The sequence below is a fragment of the Pseudomonas sp. BLCC-B112 genome, assembly GCF_028550695.1.
Taxonomy (GTDB): domain Bacteria; phylum Pseudomonadota; class Gammaproteobacteria; order Pseudomonadales; family Pseudomonadaceae; genus Aquipseudomonas; species Aquipseudomonas danubii.
This window is the reverse complement of the sequence record NZ_JAQQGK010000002.1, coordinates 20153-37268: the sequence shown is the minus strand read 5'-3', so window position 1 is coordinate 37268 and position 17116 is coordinate 20153. Positions and strand designations below refer to the sequence as shown.

Below are 17116 nucleotides of genomic sequence, written 5' to 3'. Positions count from 1 at the left end.
ATTCAAGGACCGGAACCATGGCAGAGCCGCTTTACTGGCACGACATCGAAGATACGTTGGGCAACTGGAGTGGCCTGGGTGTCGAAGTGCAGCCGGGTGCCACGGACAAACCGCCGCTGTACCTGCGCACCGGCGCCAATGCCCGGATCAAGCTGATGCACCACGACATGCCGTTGTTCTGGGCCACCCTGGCCCGCGACCACGGCGGCGTCTGGCTGGTGCGCAACCCGCTGGCGGACGGCGCCGAATGCCGGTTGCTGGCACCCATCGACTCACCCACGGTGGAGCAGCACGCGGCGCTGGCGCCCGAGCGGCGGATCAAGGCCTGGAGCCGCTATTTCGTCAGCCATCTCAGTGAAAGCGCCCGGCACTTTCTCACCCCCGGTTTCTGGCTGGCCCAGGGCCTGCTGCCGGAGCCCTCCAGCACCGCGCGCGGCCTGGACAACTGGCGCTTCAGCTCCCGCGAAGATGCCCTGACCCACGTGCCCAACTGGCGGCTGTACGGCGAGGATTTTCTCGACAACCTGCAACCCCAGACCCTGGAATGGATCGACTGGTGGCACGGCGGCGGCAAGCTCATCGGCCTGCACCGTGTCGACCCCGAGGCTGGGCGCTTGAAGTGGTGGCGTAAGAAGGCCCGCGAAGGCAGCCTGCCGCCGGTGCTGCTGTGGTATGTCGGCGGGCTGGCGTCCTATGTGGTGATCGACGGCCATTACCGTTTGCAGGCGGCCATCGCGGAAAACCTCGCGCCATCATTCATCGTCCTCAGCGCCACCCGCGAGCGCGGCTTCGCACCGAGCCTGGAGCATCAGCAACGGGTCATGGATTCACTGCGCAAGCGCGGCGACGCGGTGCCGCGCAACCCGGCCCTGAGCACCGACAACCTCAACCGGGTGCTGATCCAGGCGTTCGATGACCGGCCGCAGTACCGCAGCGCTACCCCGGCCTGGGCCGGCAATGAACCGGAGTCGCAGTGGTGCGACGAGGTGCGTCAGTGCCTGGGCGGGCAAGGGTTGGCAGACGAAGTGGACGCGGTCATTGCGCGCCATGGGTAAAGCGCCGGCCGCCTTCGCTGGCAAGCCAGCTCCTACAGGCGAATGCGCCCTCCAGCCCTCTGCTATAGTCGCGCCCGCCTGCCGCTGGGCCGGTCATTGATCAAGGATTAGGGACAATCGTGGAACAGATTTTCTGGCGTGACATCGAGGATTTGGCCGGCCACTGGAACGGCCTCGGCGTGGACGTCAAACGCCCGGCCAACGGCAAGCCCAACCTGTGCCTGCTCAGTGGCAACAACTGCCGTATGCAGTTGGTGCTGGGCGACCAGACCCTGCTCTGGGGCACCATGTCCCGCTGCCTGTATGGCGTATGGCTGGTGCGCAATCACCTGCCGGAGCAACTGCCGCAAACCCTGGTGGGCCCCATCGACTCGCCTCAGGTGGAACAACAGGCGCGCCTCGACCCGGCGCTGCGCCTCAAGGCTTGGAGCCGCTTCTTCGTCGAGCAACTGATGCAGCACCAGCCGGACTTCTTCTACCCCGGCTACTGGCTGGTGCGGGCCCTGCGCCCGGCATCGCAGAAGCCGCTGCGGCCGCTGCTCAGTGGCACCGAAGCCTGGTACTTCAAGGGCGGTGAAGATGCCCTGAGCCATATGCCGCAGTGGGCGATCTATGGCCGCAACATCCTCGACAACCAACAGGCCGGTACGGCGCGCTGGGTCGGGTTGGGGGAGTACGGTGGCGCAGTAGTCGGCCTGCATGCCGTGGACCCGCATTCCGGGCGCTTGAAGTGGTGGCGCAAAAAAGCCCGCGAAGGCAGTTTGCCGCCGATCCTGCTGTGGTACGTCACCGGTCTGAGCTGCTATCTGATTCTCGATGGCCATTACCGCCTGCAGGCGGCCATCGATGAAAACCTGCCGCCGGAGTTTCTGGTGCTCAGCTCGCCGCGGCTCTACCGCTATCGCCCCAACCCGCAAGAGCAGCAGAAGGTGCTGGGGGCGCTGCAAGTGCAAATCCAGCGCAAAAAACTGGACACCGGGCGCTTCAACCAGTTGCTGATCAGCACCTTCGACGACCGGCCGTATCACGGCTTTGGCAGCCAGTCCTGGGCGGGGATTGCTTCAGAGCAGGTGTGGATCGATCAGGTCAGCGGCATTCTCAAGGAGCGCGGTGACCTGAGCGACCTGGAGGAAATCCTCGAACGCGAGGCGCCGGAAGAATACCGCTGACCGCCACCCCCGGATTTGCCGCGGCACTGGGGGATTTGCAACGACGAACATTGATTTTCATGACCGGCAAACTGGATAATGATAACAATTACCATTAGCGTGCCGGTCTCGATGCACAGTCCCGTAGACACCAAAGCCATAGTTGCCAACCTCTATAGCGAGAATTACCGCTGGTTGCGTGCCTGGCTGTATCGCCGATTGCAGTGCCCGCAGGATGCCGCGGATCTGACTCAGGACACCTTCGTGCGCACGCTGACCGCCGGCCAACTGGCCGATCTCAACGAACCGCGGGCCTTTCTCGCCACGGTGGCCAGGCGCTTGTTGAGCAACCTGTTCCGGCGCCGTGCCCTGGAGCAGCAGTACCTGCTGGAACTGGCCCGGATGCCGCAGGCCTTCAGCCCCTGCGAAGAGGAGCTGGCGCTGGTGCGCGAAGCGCTGGAACTGATCGACCGGCTGCTCGAAGGTCTGCCGCAACGGGTGCGCCATGCTTTTATCCTGCATCGCCTTGAAGGCCTGGCGCAGCCGCAGATCGCCGAGCGCCTGGGGGTTTCCCTGGCGACCGTCGAGCGCGACCTGCGGCGAGCCTTCCTGCATTGCCTCAGCGAGCGCGCCGCATGAGCCGTACCGCCAGCGACCAGGCCAATCGCGCTGCCGTGGACTGGTTGCTGAAGCTGGAATCCAGCAGCCAGGGAGATGCCGTGCAGCAAGCCTTTGCCCACTGGCTGGCGCAGAGCGGCGAACACGCCGCTGCCTGGCAGCGGGTCAACGCCGTGCTCAGCCAGCCCTTGCAGCAACTGCAGAGCAGCGAGCAACTGCAGGCGGCCAGCCGGGCCTTGCGATCGCTGCCTTCGCCAGCGCGGCGCAAAGTGCTGGGAGGCGGGCTGGCGTTGCTGGTGCTGGGAGGCGGTGCTGCCGGGCTGGTTAACCGCGTGTTGCCCTTGGGTCAGGTGCTGGCCGACCTGGATACCGCCACCGGCCAGCGCCAGTCCATGACCCTGGCCGATGGCAGTCGGCTCCACCTGAACGCCCGCAGCGCCGTGGATATCCGCTTCGATGCCGGACAGCGGCGCATTGTCCTGCGTGAAGGCACGGTGCAAATCGATGTCGCTGCCGACCCGGCGCGGCCGTTTATCGTCGAAAGCCGCGAGGGGCGGGTGCAGGCCCTGGGCACCCGTTTCATGGTCAGCCGCAACGATCTCGGCAGTCTGGTTTCCGTGCAGCAACACAGCGTGCTGCTGACCACCGCCCAGGGTCGCCAGCAGCGGGTCGAGGCCGGTGAAGCCTTTGCTTTCGGCGCTCAAGGCATCGAGCGTCAGGCACCGTCGTTGCGTACCCGGGTGGACTGGCTCGACGGCCGCATCGATGTGCGCAACGAGCCCCTGGGCGAACTGATCGAACTGCTGCGGCCCTACCGCAGCGGCCTGTTGCGCATCAGCCCGGAAGCGGCGCGGGTCCGGGTCTATGGGGTGTTCCCCTTGGATGACAGCGATCAGGTGCTGCGCTCCCTCGGCGAAACCCTGCCGATCCAGGTGACCCGCTATGGCTTCTGGCTGACCCGTATCGAGCTGCGCTGATTGTTAAAAAAAGCCAGGAACAGTGAGGGGGTTCGGTTTTTCCCGTGTCCTGGTTATGGAAAGCCAACCTAATAACGAGCCCTTTCCATGTCCCAGATTATTTTCCGTCCCAGCTTGCTGGCGATGGCTGTCGTTCTGAGTTACGCCGCTCTGCCCACTGTCGCCCATGCCGCGACCGAGCCGCAGCAGGCCCAGGCCACCCGAGCGTTCGATCTGCCCGCCGGTGACCTGGGTGAGACCTTGAGCCGCATCGCCAGGGACAGCGGCCGGGTGCTGTCGGTGGCCCCGCAGTTGCTCAGCGGCAAGCGCGCCAGTCGGGTCAGTGGCCAACTGACTCCCGAGCAGGCCGTGCAGCAGGCCCTGGTGGGCAGCGGCCTGGGCCTGACCACCACCCCCAGCGGCACCTGGAGCCTGTACCTGTTGCCCACGGGGTCGGCGTTGCAACTGCAGCCGACCCATATTCAGGGCCAGGATCAGGAGCAGGCCTGGGGGCCCGTGGATGGCTACGTGGCTACTCGCAGCGCCACCGCGACCAAGACCGATACGCCGATCCTGGAAATTCCTCAGACCATCAACGTGGTCACTGCCGATCAGGTGCAGACCCAGGGCGCGCGCAACCTGACCCAGGTCCTGCGCTACACGCCGGGACTGAGCGTCAACGGCTACACCGACCGCAACACCATTGCCGACGAGATCACCAGCCGCGGTTTCGCCCCGACCCCGCTGTACCTGGACGGCGCCTACCTGCCTTATGCCGGCAGCCTGGGCGGGGCGCCGCAAATCGATCCCTACACCCTGGAGCGCGTCGAGGTACTCAAGGGGCCGTCGTCTGTGCTCTATGGGCAGAACCAGCCCGGTGGCCTGGTCAATCTAGTGTCCAAACGCCCCAGCAGTACGCCGCAACATCAGGTCAAGTTCGGCCTGGGCAGCTACAACCGGGTCAATGGCGCCCTGGACAGCAGCGGCCCGCTGGATGATCAGGGAGAGTTCTCCTATCGCCTGATCGGCGTGGCGAAAAAGGGCAACGAACAGGTGGCCCACACCAACAGCCAGCGCACCCTGCTGGCGCCGAGCCTGACCTGGAGCCCAAGCGACGCCACGCGCCTGACGCTGTTTGCGCAGATCCAGCGCGACGACGGGCTGGCCGACTACCAGGCGTTGCCGAAAATCGGCACCCTCGAACGCGGCCCCGATGGGCGCAAGATCGACCGCGATTTCTTCAATGGCGATTCGCGCTACAACGACTACAAGCGCGACCAGTACATCCTTGGCTACGAGTTGAGCCAGGCCCTCAACGACGACCTGACATTCCGTTCCACCGCGCGCTACATCGACGTGCGCGACCGCTATAAGGGCTTCTTCCTGCGTGGCTTCGTCACCGATGCCGGCGGTGTGACCGACTACACTCGGGCCACCCGCACCAAGCTCGACTGGCAGCAGCACAACACGGCCTACACCCTGGACAACAACCTGGAGTACCGCTTCAACACCGGCGCCCTGGAGCACACCACCCTGGCGGGCGTGGACTATCGCCATTTCAATCGCAAGTACACCGGCTACAACGCCTACGGGGTCTTGCCGGTAGACCTGTACGGCAAGAACAACTACGACACCAGCAGCGTCACCCCCGAACTGACCACGCGCTGGGACAACACCGTCAGCCAGACCGGCGTCTACGTCCAGGACCAGATCAAGCTTGACCAATGGATACTGACCCTCGGCGGCCGCCAGGACTGGGCCGAAGTGGAAAACAAGGACCTGCTGGCCCGCAGCATTGTTGAACAGCGGGACCACAAATTCACCGGTCGGGTGGGCCTGACCTACGTGACCGATTTCGGTCTGGCGCCCTATGTCAGTTACTCCCAGTCCTTCCTGCCGACCGTGGGCACCAGCGCCCCGGAGCGCGGTGCCAAGGCTTTCAAACCGACCGAGGGCGAGCAGTATGAAGTGGGGGTGAAGTACCAGCCCCTGGACAAGACGCTGATGACCGCGTCGGTGTTTCAGGTGAAGCAGAAGAACGCCCTGACCAACGACATCGACTACCCCGAATACAACGCGCAGCAGGGCGAGATTCGTTCCCGGGGCATCGAGCTGGAAATCAAGTCCAGCCTGGACAACATCGATGTGATGGCTGCCGCCACCTACATCGATTCCTTCTATACCAAGGCCAATGACTCCACCAAGGGCAACCGTAATGAAGCCCAGGCGCCGGTCTCGGCCAGTGCCTGGGTCGACTACCACTTCACCCAGGCGGCGCTCAACGGCCTGACCTTTGGCGTGGGCGCGCGCTACACCGGCAGGAAGCCGGGGGACTCGGGCAGCACCTTCAGCACACCAGCCTATGTGGTGTACGACACCACCATCAGCTATGACCTGGGCAAGCTCGACCCGAGCCTGCGCGGGCTGAAAAGCAGCCTCAACGTGCAGAACCTGTTTGACCGGGAATACGTCTCCGACTGCAACTACAACTTCGGCTGCTACTACGGCCAGGAGCGGGTGGCTTCGGTGGAAATGAGCTACGACTGGTAACGCAGGGCCAGGGGAGCAGGTGGCCGTGAACGCGCCTGCTGCCCTGGAACGCAGTGGCTCCGAATGTCGAGGAACAACGTCTGATAGTCAGGCGGTTCGCTTTCTTTTGTAAGGCAAATCCGAGAAACTGCGGGCCGCTTGAATGCGCCTGGTGGGCGGGCTAGGGTTCCGGAGCCATCGCCCAATCGATGGCTCGGATGTGCAAGTCCGACTGTTACCAGACGCATAAGCGCTCAGTCATGCCTGAGCGATTTCATGTTCGCCGTGTTATGGCGGCCGTGCGCGGGAGATCTTCGGATCTGCCGGGGTTCTGGTAACTCGGTCTTGCACACCCGCGTACGGCTGCCACCTTATTCGTGTGCAAGCGAACGGTGTCAGCTCCTTGTCATTACCAGGAGTTTGACCATGAAAAAGCTCGTCCCCGATCCCCCCACGTCCTATCGCGATCCCGCCCTCAAGGAAGCCAACGCCACCCTACGCGTGGCCCTGGCCCGGCAACCGCTGGACCCCGCGCTGTTCCAGCTCACGACCCAAGCCAACCCCGTTTCCCCCGACTCGCTGTTCAGCGTGCGCGAAGGCGTTAGCGCCGAAGAAGCCCTAGTGCATGTGGCGCTGCTGCTCAAATGCGCCGAAGAGGTCTGCGATGAAATCACCCAGCAGGGCAGCGGCCTGGAGCGCGGGCTGATCTGGTCCATGGTGCATTCGGTGGAGATGGCTCGCGCGGTGGTGGAGGCCTTGCTCGACGGCCAGCGCGAGCCCTGAATCCGGGCATCTGCTGATACGTTTTTGTCGCCCCGGTCCGATTGACTGAGCCTTTTTCACGGCACAGTCTGTCGGACCTTTTTCGTCATTCCCTACAGGAGCTAGCCGATGGCATTCGCCACCCTCGATGGACAACCGTTGCACTACCTTGACCATGGCCAGGGGCCGGTGGTGTTCCTGGCCGGCAGTTATTTGTGGGACACCAGCATGTGGGCGCCGCAGATCGAGGCGTTGTCGGCGCAGTACCGGGTGATTGCGGTGGACCTGTGGGGCCATGGCCAGTCCGGGCCGTTGCCGCAAGGCACCGCGTCGCTGGACGATGTGGCGCGGCAGATGCTGGCCTTGCTCGACCATTTGCAGATTGAGCGGGTGACGTTGGTGGGCTTGTCGGTGGGCGGCATGTGGGGCGCCCGTATGGCCCTGGCGGCGCCGCAGCGCATCGACGGTCTGGTGCTGATGGACACTTACCTGGGCGCCGAGCCTGAGCCGACCCGGCAGTACTATTTCTCGCTGTTCCAGCAGATCGAGGACAGCGGCCTGATCGCCGAGCCGCTGCTGGACATCGTGGTGCCGATCTTCTTCCGTCCGGGCATCGACCGGCAGTCGGCGCTGTTCCAGGACTTTCGTTCCAGCCTCGCGGCGCTGCCGACCGAGCGCCTGCGCGCGAGCGTGATCCCCATTGGGCGCATCACCTTCAGTCGGGCGGATGTGCTGGATCAGCTGGAACGCCTGGATGGGCGCAATACCTTGCTGCTGTGTGGTGATCAGGACCAGCCGCGGCCGCCTGCGGAAACCATCGAGATGGCCGAGCGCATCGGCTGCCCTTATCAGCTGGTGCCCGAGGCCGGGCATATCTCCAGCCGTGAGAACCCGGCGTTCGTGACCCGGGCCTTGTTGGCGTTTTTACAGCGCCACGGTTGAAGCCCGATTCTTCCGTTGCAGGAGCTGGCTTGCCAGCGAAGAGACCCGCAAGCCGGACGCCAGCCTGACGGACGCTTTCGCCGGCAAGCTGGCTTCTACGGGTGGGGATACGCGTTGTAGGAGCTGGCTTGCCAGCGAAGAGACCCGCAAGCCGGGCGCCAACCTGACAGACGCTTTCGCCGGCAAGCCGGCTCCTACGGGGGCGGGGTTATTTCGGGCCGAGAATCTGCGTCAGCTTGCCCGGGGCCGGGGCGCCTTGCTGTTGTTGCAGTTCGCCCTTGTCGTCGAGGTAGAAGATCGCCGGGGTCGCCGACAGCTCCAGCTCTTCCATCAGTTTCATGTTGGCGTCGAGCTTGGCCTGCACCGCCGCTGGAATGCTCGCCAGGGGTTTCAGGGCGCTGGTCTTGCCGGCTTTCTCGTGGTCCTGCAGGGCCTGTTGCGGGTCCTTGGCGGCCAGCAGGGCGGCGGATTTGCCCGGGCTGTCTTCGCGGATGATGCCCACCATGATGTGCCGCAGTTGCACCTTGCCGGCGTTCACCCAGGGCCGCGCCTGTTGCCAGAACATGTTGCAGTAGGGGCAGTTGGGGTCGCTGAACAGGTAGACGATGCGTGGCGCATCGGCCTTGCCGTCGGCGATCCAGTTGCTCTTGTCCAGGTTGTTCCAGACTTCCTTGGCCATCGGTGCGTAGACCAGTTTCTGCAGCGGCTCGGCGCTGAGGTCCTTGCCGTCGGCGTCGTACAGGTTGCCCAGCAGCACGTGCTTGCCGTCCGGGGTCAGGTACAGGGCCATGCCTCGGTTCTGGTACTGCGCGGCGTAGCCCTTGAGGCCATCCGGGGCATCGAAGCTGCCGAGGATCTTGGCGCCTTTTTCTTCGATCTTGCGGATCGGTGCGGGCAGTTCTTCGGCGTGCAGCAGCGGCGCGCTGAGCAGGGCTGCGCCCAAGGACAGGCTCAGCAGGTGGCGGATGAAGGGCATGGCAGTTTCCTTGCAGGGGCGACCGGGGTCGGATGGGCGTCGTCGAAGTTTTCCAGGGCACGGGCCAGGCTGGCTTCCGAGAGTTCACCCAGGTGACTGCTCAGCAGACGGCCGTCGGCGCTGTAGAACAGTGTAGTGGGCAGGGCCATGGAGCCCACGGCCTGGCCCAGGCGGCCGCCGCTGTCGAACAGCACGTTGTTCAGGTTCAGTTCCTGGGTGGCGAGGAAGGTGGCCACGCTTTGCATGCTTTCGCCCTGGTTGACGAACAGGAAGGTCAGGTCCGGACGTTGCTGCTGGGCGCGCTCCAGGACCGGCATTTCTCGCCGGCACGGCGGGCACCAGGTGGCCCAGAGGTTGATCACCAGTGGCCCACCCTGATAGTCGGTGAGCTGCACGGTGTCGCCGGTGGCATTGCGCAGGGGCATTTCCGGCAGGCGGGTGCCCTGGTCGTAGAGCGTCAGGGACAGGCTGGCCAGCAGCCAGAAGGCCAGGCCGCTGGCGATACCGGCGCCCAGCGGGCGGCGCAGCGGTGGGCGTTTCCAGCCCCAGGCCAGGGCTGCCAGAAGCATGATGATGACCCCCGGCCAGGCCAGGAAGCCGCCGTCGCGCAGGTCGATGATCAGCCACAGGTTGTGCTGGTAGTGCTTCCAGTAAGCGATGACGAAGCAGATCCGCGCCGCGAGCATGCCCAGCAGGAACAGCATGAACAGCACCGATTCCGGGTTGTCGCCGCCGCGCTTGGCCACCCGCCAGCCCACCAGGGTGGCCAGGGCCAGGGCACTGATCAGCAGCAGGTGGTTGAGGGCGATGGCGAAGGTGCCGATGGTAAAAGTCAGCATCAACGGGCTTCCCGGGTCTGAGTCCAGCGTTGCAGGAAGGCCGTGGCATCGACTTCACCGGTGATGCGCTGGCCGCGACGTTCGCTGCCGTCCGGGCCGATCCACAGGAAGCTGGGTGGGCCGGGCACTTTGTAGCGGCTGAGCAGTTCGCGGCTGTCGGCGTTGTCATGGGTGACGTCCAGGCGCAGCAGGCGCACGTCCTTCAGGGCGTCGAGGACTTGCGGCTGGCCGAACACGGTTTTCTCCATGATCTTGCAGGACACGCACCAGTCGGCGTAGTAGTCCAGCAGCACCCATTGGCCCTGGGCCTGGGCGCTGTCCAGGGCACGTTGCAGTTCCGCGGGCGACTTGACGGTGGTGAAGGCATCGTGGGCCGTGGCGCTGCTGGCCACGCTGCCACCGCTGTAGACCTTCAGCGGTCGCCACAGGTCATCGCTGCCACCAGCGGCGCCCACCAGCAGCACGCTGCCCCACAGGCCAAACAGCACGGCTGCGGCGCCAAACAGGTGCAGCAGGCGCCCGGCGATGGCGCGTTGCTGCCAGGCGCAATAGGCCAGTACCAGGGCCAGGGCGCCCCACAGACCGATCCACAGGCTGGTGTCGAGCACCGGGCGCAACATATAGACGGCGGTGCCCAGGAACAGGAAGCCGAACACGCCCTTGAGCAGGTTCATCCACGGCCCCGGCTTGGGCAGGAAGCGGTTGCCCACGGTCACCAGCAACAGCAGCGGCAGGCCAATGCCCAGGCCCAGGGCGAACAGCGCCAGGCCGCCAAACAGGGCATTGCCGGTCTGGGCGATGTACAGCAGGCCACCGGCCAGGGGCGCGGTCATGCACGGACCTACCAACAGCGCCGACAGCGCGCCGAGAGCGCCACAGCCGATCAGGCTGCCGCCCTGGCGCTGGCGGCTGGCGCCTTCCAGGCGGTCGCGCAGAAACGCGGGCATTTGCAATTCAAAGAAGCCGAACATCGGCAGCGCCAGCAGCACGAACAACGCGGCAAAGCTGCCCAGCACCCAGGGCTGTTGCAACCAGGCCTGCAGGTTGCTGCCCAGCAGGGCGGCGATCACCCCCATGCCGGCATACACCAGGGCCATGCACAGCACGTAGCTGGAGGCCAGGGCCAAGCCCCGGCGCGGGCTGGCGCCGCTGCCGACAACGATCCCCGCGAGGATCGGCAGCATCGGCAGTGAGCAAGGGGCGAAGGCCAGCAGCAGGCCGAAACCGAAGAAGGCCAGCAGGCCCAGGCCCCAGGATTTTTGTTGCAGATCGTTGGCCAGCAGTTGGTCCTGGGCCGTGCCAGGGCCGGCGGCGACCGGGCTGCTGGCGGCGACGGCGGGCGCACCACCCAGGTCGAGTTCCAGGGTTTGCGGCGGGTAGCACAGGCCGGCGTCGGCGCAGCCCTGCCAGCCCAGCTTGACCTTGCCGCTGGCTGCGGGCGGCAGCTTCACTTCCAGGCCCTGGCGATACACGGTCTGCTCGCCGAAGAATTCGTCGCTGTGGTGTTCGCCGTCCGGCAGCGTCGGCTGATGCTCCTGGGCCAGGCCATCGAACTTCAGGCGTTTCTGGTACAGGTAGTAGCCGTCGGCAATCTGCCAGAACAGCTGGGTTTCTCCGGAAGGCAGGCGCTCGGAGGTGAAGGTGAAAGCCTTGTCCACCGGCAGGAAGTCGGGCTTGACCTCGAACGGATTGTTGCTGGCTTCTGCCAGGGTGGTGAACAGCATAAACAGCAAAATGAGCAATCGACGCATGGTCAAGCCTTAAACCGGTGCAAGTGGGATGCACAATGGCGGGTCCTGATTAACCGATGATTAACCATACTTGGGTTGTTGCACGGCGGTGGCGGGCATAATGTCCGCTTAATCCGCCGCCTGTCTAATCAACGCCTTTGTTACAGGACCGACCATGCACGTACTTGTCTGTGAAGATGATGAGCTGATTGCCAGCGGAATAGTCGCCGGCCTCACGGCCCAGGGCCTGACGGTCGAGCATGTGGCCTCCGCCTCGGCGGCGCGGGCCATGCTCGGCGTGGCCGATTTCGACGTGATGGTACTGGACTTGGGCCTGCCGGATGAAGATGGTTTGAAGTTGCTCAAGCAACAGCGCCAGCAGGGCCTGGAGATTCCGGTGCTGATCCTCACCGCCCGCGATTCGGTGACCGATCGGGTCGACGGCCTGCAGGCCGGGGCCGACGATTACCTGCTCAAGCCGTTCGACCTGCGGGAGTTGGCGGCGCGTCTGCATACCCTGTTGCGCCGGGTGGCGGGGCGCAGCGTCAACCTGATCGAGCACGGACGCCTGACCTACGACCCCAGCACCCGGGAAACCCGCCTGGGCGGCGAGCCGGTGGATCTGTCCCGGCGCGAGCAGGCGCTGCTTCAGGCCCTGCTGCACAACCGCGGCCGGGTGCTGTCCAGCGAACAGCTCAAGGACAGCGTCTATGGGTTCAACGACGAACTGGAAAGCAACGCCCTCAACGTGCACATCCACCACCTGCGGCGCAAACTGGGCAACGGCATCGTCGAGACGGTGCGCGGCCTGGGTTATCGCCTGGGGCCGGCCGATGGCCAGGAGCAGTCCTAAGTGAGGAGCCTGCGCCTGCGCCTGAGCGTGACCCTGGGCGCCGCCTTCATTCTGATCTGGACCCTGGCCGCGGCCTGGATGCTCAGCGATCTGCGCAATCAGATGATGTTTTCCCTGGATCAGCGGCTGGTGGCTTCGGCGCGCATGGTGGCCGGTCTACTGGAACAGATGCCGGCGCTGCCCTCCGACACCCATGCCCATCCGATTGCCAGCGCGGCCTTGACCATTCCCGGGGGCATGGCCTGTCAGGTCAGTTCCCTGCGCGGGCAGGTCCTGGCCCGCAGCCACAGCACCCCGGAACACACCCTGGAAGCCGAGAAACTGGGCTTTCATGACCAGATGATCGACGGCGCGCCCTGGCGCACCTTCACCCTGGTGCGCGGTGATCTGCGCATCACCACCGCTGACCGCCAGGTGGAACGCGAGGCGCTGAACATGTCGGTTCTGCTGGCTGCCTCGGTGCCGGTGGGGGTGGCCTTGCTGGGCTGTCTGTGGCTGTTGTGGCTGGGCATCGGCCAGAGCCTGGCGCCGCTGAACCGGATTCGCGACGCGCTGATGCGCCGCAGCGCCGACTCCCTGGAGCCGTTGCAGATCCGGCCCATGCCCAGCGAATTGCGGCCGCTGGTGGACACCCAGAACCAGCTGTTCCAGCGCATCGCCAAGACCATCGAACGCGAACGTCGCCTGACTGGCGATGCCGCCCATGAATTGCGCAGCCCGCTGACTGCGATCAAGACCCACCTGCAGGTGGCGCGCATGACCGACGGTGCGGCCCGGGATCAATCCCTGGCCCGGGCGGAGGAGGGCGCCGACCGCCTGCACCGGACCCTGGAGCAACTGCTGTTGCTGGCTCGGGTCGAGGGCAGCCTGTCGTTTGATGACGGCGTGCACTGCAATGCCGAGCAAGTGGTTCGCCTGGCAATCCAGGATGCCGCCGTGGGCGCCCGGCAGCGGGTCAAGGTGCACCTGGGAGAGCACACCGCCGAGGCCCCGGTGGCCATGCCCTCGACCCTGGCGATTGCCGCCTTGCGCAACCTGCTGGACAACGCCCTGCGCCATACCCCGCAAGACTGCCCGGTGGAGTTGAACCTGGAACTGGTGGCCGGTCGCCTGCGTTTCCAGGTGCGTGACCATGGCCCGGGGATTGCCCAGGAAGACCTGCAACACCTGACCCAGCGTTTCTGGCGCAACAGCCAGAGCACCGGGTGCGGTCTGGGCCTGGCGATTGTCCAGGCCATTGTCCAGCGTTGCGCTTGCGAGCTGCACTTCGACAGCCTTCCTGATGGCCTACGGGTCGAGCTGACCCTGCCTGCCCACCGCGCCTGACCCATCACCGTCCCCTGTAGGCGCTGGCTTGCCAGCGAAGAGGCCCTTGAGGCCGCCTTCGCCAGCAAGCTGGCTCCTACGGGCTCTTGTACGTTCCGCCTGCCCGCCGCAGGAGCTGGCTTTCCAGCGAAGAGGCTCTTGAGATCGCCTTCGTCAGCAAGTTGGCTCCTACGGGGCGGTATGTGCAATTTCCTCGTCCTGGGGTGTAAATCCCGACCGCGCTGATGCGTTTTTAGAACAGGAAAACCTGTCAGTGCGCACCCGCGCTTGGGCTGCGCATCCGGCCGGTGGTCGTTTTGCTCAAATTGCAGCGCGAGGGTTCGAGACATGTCAGCCGTTACCAGCCTTATGGACGATCAGCCGGTGGGCCTTGCTCCCGCCCCGGCCGAGGCGCTTTACCAGTTCGAGGAGTCGCCCCTGCTGGCCCGTCAGAGCCGTCAGGAATCCAATGCCCGCAGCTATCCGCGGCGCATTCCCCTGGCCCTGAAGCGGGCCAGTGGCATTCATGTCGAGGATGTCGAAGGCCGGCGTTTCATCGATTGCCTGGCCGGGGCCGGGACCCTGGCCCTGGGCCACAACCACCCGGTGGTGATCGCCGCGATCCAGCAGGTGCTGGCCGATGAACTGCCGCTGTTGACCCTGGACCTGACCACCCCGGTCAAGGATCAGTTCGTCCAGGACCTGTTCGGCCTGTTGCCCGAGGCCCTGGCCGCCGAAGCCAAGATCCAGTTCTGCGGCCCCACCGGCACTGATGCTGTGGAAGCCGCGCTGAAGCTGGTACGTACCGCCACTGGACGCAGCACCGTGCTGTCGTTCCAGGGCGGTTACCACGGCATGAGCCAGGGCGCCCTGAGCCTGATGGGCAGCCTGGGGCCCAAGCGTGCGTTGGCGGGACTCTTGAACAATGGTGTGCAGTTCCTGCCCTTTCCCTATGACTACCGCTGCCCGTTCGGGCTGGGGGGCGCCGAGGGGGTCAAGGTCAACCTGCATTACCTGGAAAACCTGCTGAGCGATCCTGAAGCGGGCGTGGCCCTGCCGGCGGCGGTCATCGTCGAGGCGGTGCAGGGCGAGGGCGGGGTGATTCCGGCGGACCTGGACTGGCTGCGAGGGTTGCGGCGCATCACCGAGCAGGCCGGGGTGGCGCTGATCGTCGATGAAATCCAGAGCGGCTTCGGTCGCACCGGCAAGATGTTCGCCTTCGAGCACGCCGGGATCATTCCCGATGTGGTGGTGATGTCCAAGGCCATCGGCGGCAGCCTGCCGCTGGCGGTGATGGTCTATCGCGACTGGCTCGACACCTGGCAGCCGGGGGCACACGCCGGGACCTTCCGTGGCAATCAAATGGCCATGGCCACCGGTTCCGCGGTGATGCGCTACCTCAAGCAGCACCGGCTGCCCGAGCATGCGGCGGCGATGGGCGAGCGCTTGCGCGAGCACCTGCTGATCCTGCAGCGGGACTTCCCGCAACTGGGGGATGTCCGTGGCCGTGGCCTGATGCTTGGCGTCGAGCTGGTGGACCCTGCCGGCGCCCCGGATGCCCAGGGCCATCCGCCGCAACATTTGCGCCTGGCGCCGCTGGTGCAGCGTGAATGCCTCAAGCGCGGCCTGATCCTCGAACTGGGCGGGCGCCATGGCAGCGTGGTGCGCTTCCTGCCGCCGCTGATCATCAGCGCGGCGCAGATTGATCAGGTGGCGGACATCTTCAGCAAGGCAGTGGCCGCCGCGGTGGCCAGCCTCTAATTTTTCGCGGCCCTGGTTCGTTCCTTCTACACAACTGCCACGCCTGGGGCGCGGCACACCTTATTAACGACGGAGACAAGCAATGACTTCAGTATTCGACCGTGAGGACATCCTGTTCCAGGTGGTGGTCAACCACGAAGAGCAATACTCGATCTGGCCCGACTACAAGGCCGTGCCCCAGGGCTGGCGCACCGTGGGCAAGAGCGGCTTCAAGAAAGAGTGCCTGGCCTACATCGAAGAAGTCTGGACCGACATGCGGCCCCTGAGCCTGCGCCAGAAGATGGACCAGCAGGCCGTGGCCGGCTGATCTGTAGCCGCTGCCGAGCCTGCGAGGCTGCGCAAAGGGCCGCAGGCCCTTCAGCGTTCTCAAGAGCAGCGCCTCCTGCGGAGTCGTTCGCAGCCTGCGGCAGCGGCTACAAAGGCGCTGGCGTCTTGAGCTTGGCGGGTTTTTCATGCCCGGCGATCAGGCCAGGCGCTTGACGGCTTGCAGGGTGTAGCTCAGCGGCAGGCGCCATGGCGCTTCCTTGAGTCGCCATTCGCCGCGTTCATCCACCACCATTTGCCCGGGCAGGGCCTCCCAGGGAATGCTCTGGTGTTCCACCAGTCCGGTGATTTCCAGGCCTTGGGCCAGCAAGGCGCTGATGATTTCCCCCAGGCCGTGATTCCACTCGTGGGTCACCGTGGCCTTGAGGCTGCTCTCGGTTTCCACGTAGGTGGTGTCCTCGTCCCAGACCAGCGGCTCGCTGCGTTCGAAGTAGGGAAACGCCACTTGCAGCGAATCGCGCTGTTCTTCATCCAGGGCCCAGAGCATTGGATGCCCCTCGCGGATAAACAGCCGGCCACCGGGCTTGAGCAGGGCGCCGACGGTCTGTGCCCAGCGCTCGATGCTCGGCAGCCAGCACAGCGCGCCGATGCCGGTGTAGACCAGATCGAATTCGCCGCGGGGCAGTACGTCGGTGGCCGCGAACACGTCCGACTCGTGGTAGTCGATAGGCGTATTGCAGCGTTGGGCCAGGGTCCGGGCTTCAGCCAGGGAGGCCGAGGAAAAATCCAACCCGCTCATCCGCGCGCCCAGGCGCGCCAGGGACAAGGTGTCGGTGCCGATATGGCATTGCAGATGCACGCCGCGCAGGCCCTGGATGTCGCCCAGCAGAGGGCGGTCGAACTGCACCACGTTGGAGAGAAACTGCGGGTCGTCGACAAAGCGCTGCACCGCGTAATCCGCCGAGGCCGTGTGCAAGGGCGCGCGTTCGTCCCAATTGGTCTTGTTGAGTGTCAGGTATTCGCTCATGGCCTGGTCTTCCTGTCTGGGCATTGTTGCGACGCGCAGACTAGCACCGGGAAATGACCGCGATCTTGAGCAAATATGTAAGCGGCCCCGGTCCCCTGACCCCGACTGTAGCCGCTGCTGAGCCATGGCGAAGCTGCGCAAAGGTCCGCAGGACCTTGCCTGGCGATTGTCTGTCGAGCACCGCGTTCCTGCGCCGGAGCACCGCCCAGACCGTTCGCAGCCTGCGGCAGCGGCTACAAAAGCCCGGATCGAGATGGGTGCTGTAGCCGCTGCTGAGCCATGGCGAAGCTGCGCAAAGGTCCGCAGGACCTTGCCTGGCGATTGTCTGTCGAGCGCCGCGTCTCTGCGCCG

At 65.2% G+C, this 17116-nt stretch carries 15 protein-coding genes; 11 read left to right on the top strand and 4 right to left on the bottom strand.

The genetic code is table 11. The features are described 5' to 3' along the window. The first annotated feature begins 17 nt into the window (after positions 1 to 17). From PQT43_RS05690 to PQT43_RS05660, 7 genes are all read left to right on the top strand, one after another. Complete coding sequence (locus tag PQT43_RS05690) at positions 18 to 1055, top strand: hypothetical protein (RefSeq protein WP_272753597.1); 1038 nt, start codon at positions 18 to 20, stop codon at positions 1053 to 1055. Positions 1056 to 1174: 119 nt separating this feature from the next. Further along, entirely contained in the window at positions 1175 to 2224 is a 1050-nt protein-coding gene (locus PQT43_RS05685; protein ID WP_102880400.1) for a hypothetical protein, read from the top strand. A gap of 111 nt (positions 2225 to 2335) precedes the next feature. Continuing rightward, positions 2336 to 2842: a sigma-70 family RNA polymerase sigma factor gene (locus PQT43_RS05680; protein ID WP_267268683.1), complete on the top strand. Its 507-nt coding sequence runs from the start codon at positions 2336 to 2338 to the stop codon at positions 2840 to 2842. Beyond that, entirely contained in the window at positions 2839 to 3798 is a 960-nt protein-coding gene (locus tag PQT43_RS05675) for a FecR family protein (RefSeq protein WP_102880399.1), read from the top strand. Before PQT43_RS05680 ends, PQT43_RS05675 begins: the two co-directional genes overlap by 4 nt. Before the next feature lie 87 nt (positions 3799 to 3885). After that, a complete protein-coding gene (locus tag PQT43_RS05670; RefSeq protein ID WP_253085264.1) occupies positions 3886 to 6327 on the top strand; it encodes a TonB-dependent siderophore receptor in 2442 nt (813 codons plus the stop codon). Positions 6328 to 6732: 405 nt separating this feature from the next. Beyond that, the gene (locus PQT43_RS05665; RefSeq protein ID WP_253085265.1) at positions 6733 to 7089 is read left to right on the top strand and encodes a DUF6124 family protein; all 357 of its coding nucleotides are present in this window, start codon (positions 6733 to 6735) and stop codon (positions 7087 to 7089) included. Positions 7090 to 7197: 108 nt separating this feature from the next. Then, positions 7198 to 8010, top strand: a complete 813-nt coding sequence (locus PQT43_RS05660) for an alpha/beta fold hydrolase (protein ID WP_253085266.1) — start codon at positions 7198 to 7200, stop codon at positions 8008 to 8010. A 208-nt stretch (positions 8011 to 8218) separates the two neighbouring features. Here PQT43_RS05660 and dsbG read toward each other — a convergent pair whose 3' ends face one another. The 3 genes from dsbG to dsbD are packed head-to-tail and all read right to left on the bottom strand — an operon-like array spanning position 8219 to position 11576. Beyond that, positions 8219 to 8986: a thiol:disulfide interchange protein DsbG gene (gene dsbG, locus PQT43_RS05655; RefSeq protein ID WP_253085267.1), complete on the bottom strand. Its 768-nt coding sequence runs from the start codon at positions 8984 to 8986 to the stop codon at positions 8219 to 8221. Further along, positions 8962 to 9825, bottom strand: a complete 864-nt coding sequence (locus PQT43_RS05650) for a TlpA disulfide reductase family protein (RefSeq protein WP_102880395.1) — start codon at positions 9823 to 9825, stop codon at positions 8962 to 8964. Before PQT43_RS05650 ends, dsbG begins: the two co-directional genes overlap by 25 nt. Next, entirely contained in the window at positions 9825 to 11576 is a 1752-nt protein-coding gene (gene dsbD / locus PQT43_RS05645; RefSeq protein WP_272753596.1) for a protein-disulfide reductase DsbD, read from the bottom strand. Before dsbD ends, PQT43_RS05650 begins: the two co-directional genes overlap by 1 nt. 154 nt (positions 11577 to 11730) lie before the next feature. Here dsbD and PQT43_RS05640 point away from each other — a divergent pair, with 154 nt between their 5' ends. The 4 genes from PQT43_RS05640 to PQT43_RS05625 all read left to right on the top strand — a co-directional run bounded on the left by PQT43_RS05640 (position 11731) and on the right by PQT43_RS05625 (position 15781). Beyond that, positions 11731 to 12408, top strand: a complete 678-nt coding sequence (locus PQT43_RS05640) for a response regulator (RefSeq protein ID WP_102880393.1) — start codon at positions 11731 to 11733, stop codon at positions 12406 to 12408. Then, positions 12409 to 13734, top strand: coding sequence for an ATP-binding protein (locus tag PQT43_RS05635; protein WP_102880392.1), 1326 nt, complete (start codon positions 12409 to 12411; stop codon positions 13732 to 13734). It begins immediately after the preceding gene. Between the two features lie 327 nt (positions 13735 to 14061). Further along, the gene (locus PQT43_RS05630; RefSeq protein ID WP_102880391.1) at positions 14062 to 15474 is read left to right on the top strand and encodes an aspartate aminotransferase family protein; all 1413 of its coding nucleotides are present in this window, start codon (positions 14062 to 14064) and stop codon (positions 15472 to 15474) included. Between the two features lie 82 nt (positions 15475 to 15556). Further along, the gene (locus PQT43_RS05625) at positions 15557 to 15781 is read left to right on the top strand and encodes an MbtH family protein (RefSeq protein WP_016965112.1); all 225 of its coding nucleotides are present in this window, start codon (positions 15557 to 15559) and stop codon (positions 15779 to 15781) included. Positions 15782 to 15937: 156 nt separating this feature from the next. On the opposite strand, the gene PQT43_RS05620 is transcribed toward PQT43_RS05625, so the two are convergent. Then, positions 15938 to 16765 carry a class I SAM-dependent methyltransferase gene (locus PQT43_RS05620; RefSeq protein ID WP_272753595.1) on the bottom strand — a complete coding sequence of 276 codons (828 nt, stop codon included), beginning with the start codon at positions 16763 to 16765 and terminating at the stop codon, positions 15938 to 15940. Positions 16766 to 17116 lie beyond the last annotated feature (351 nt).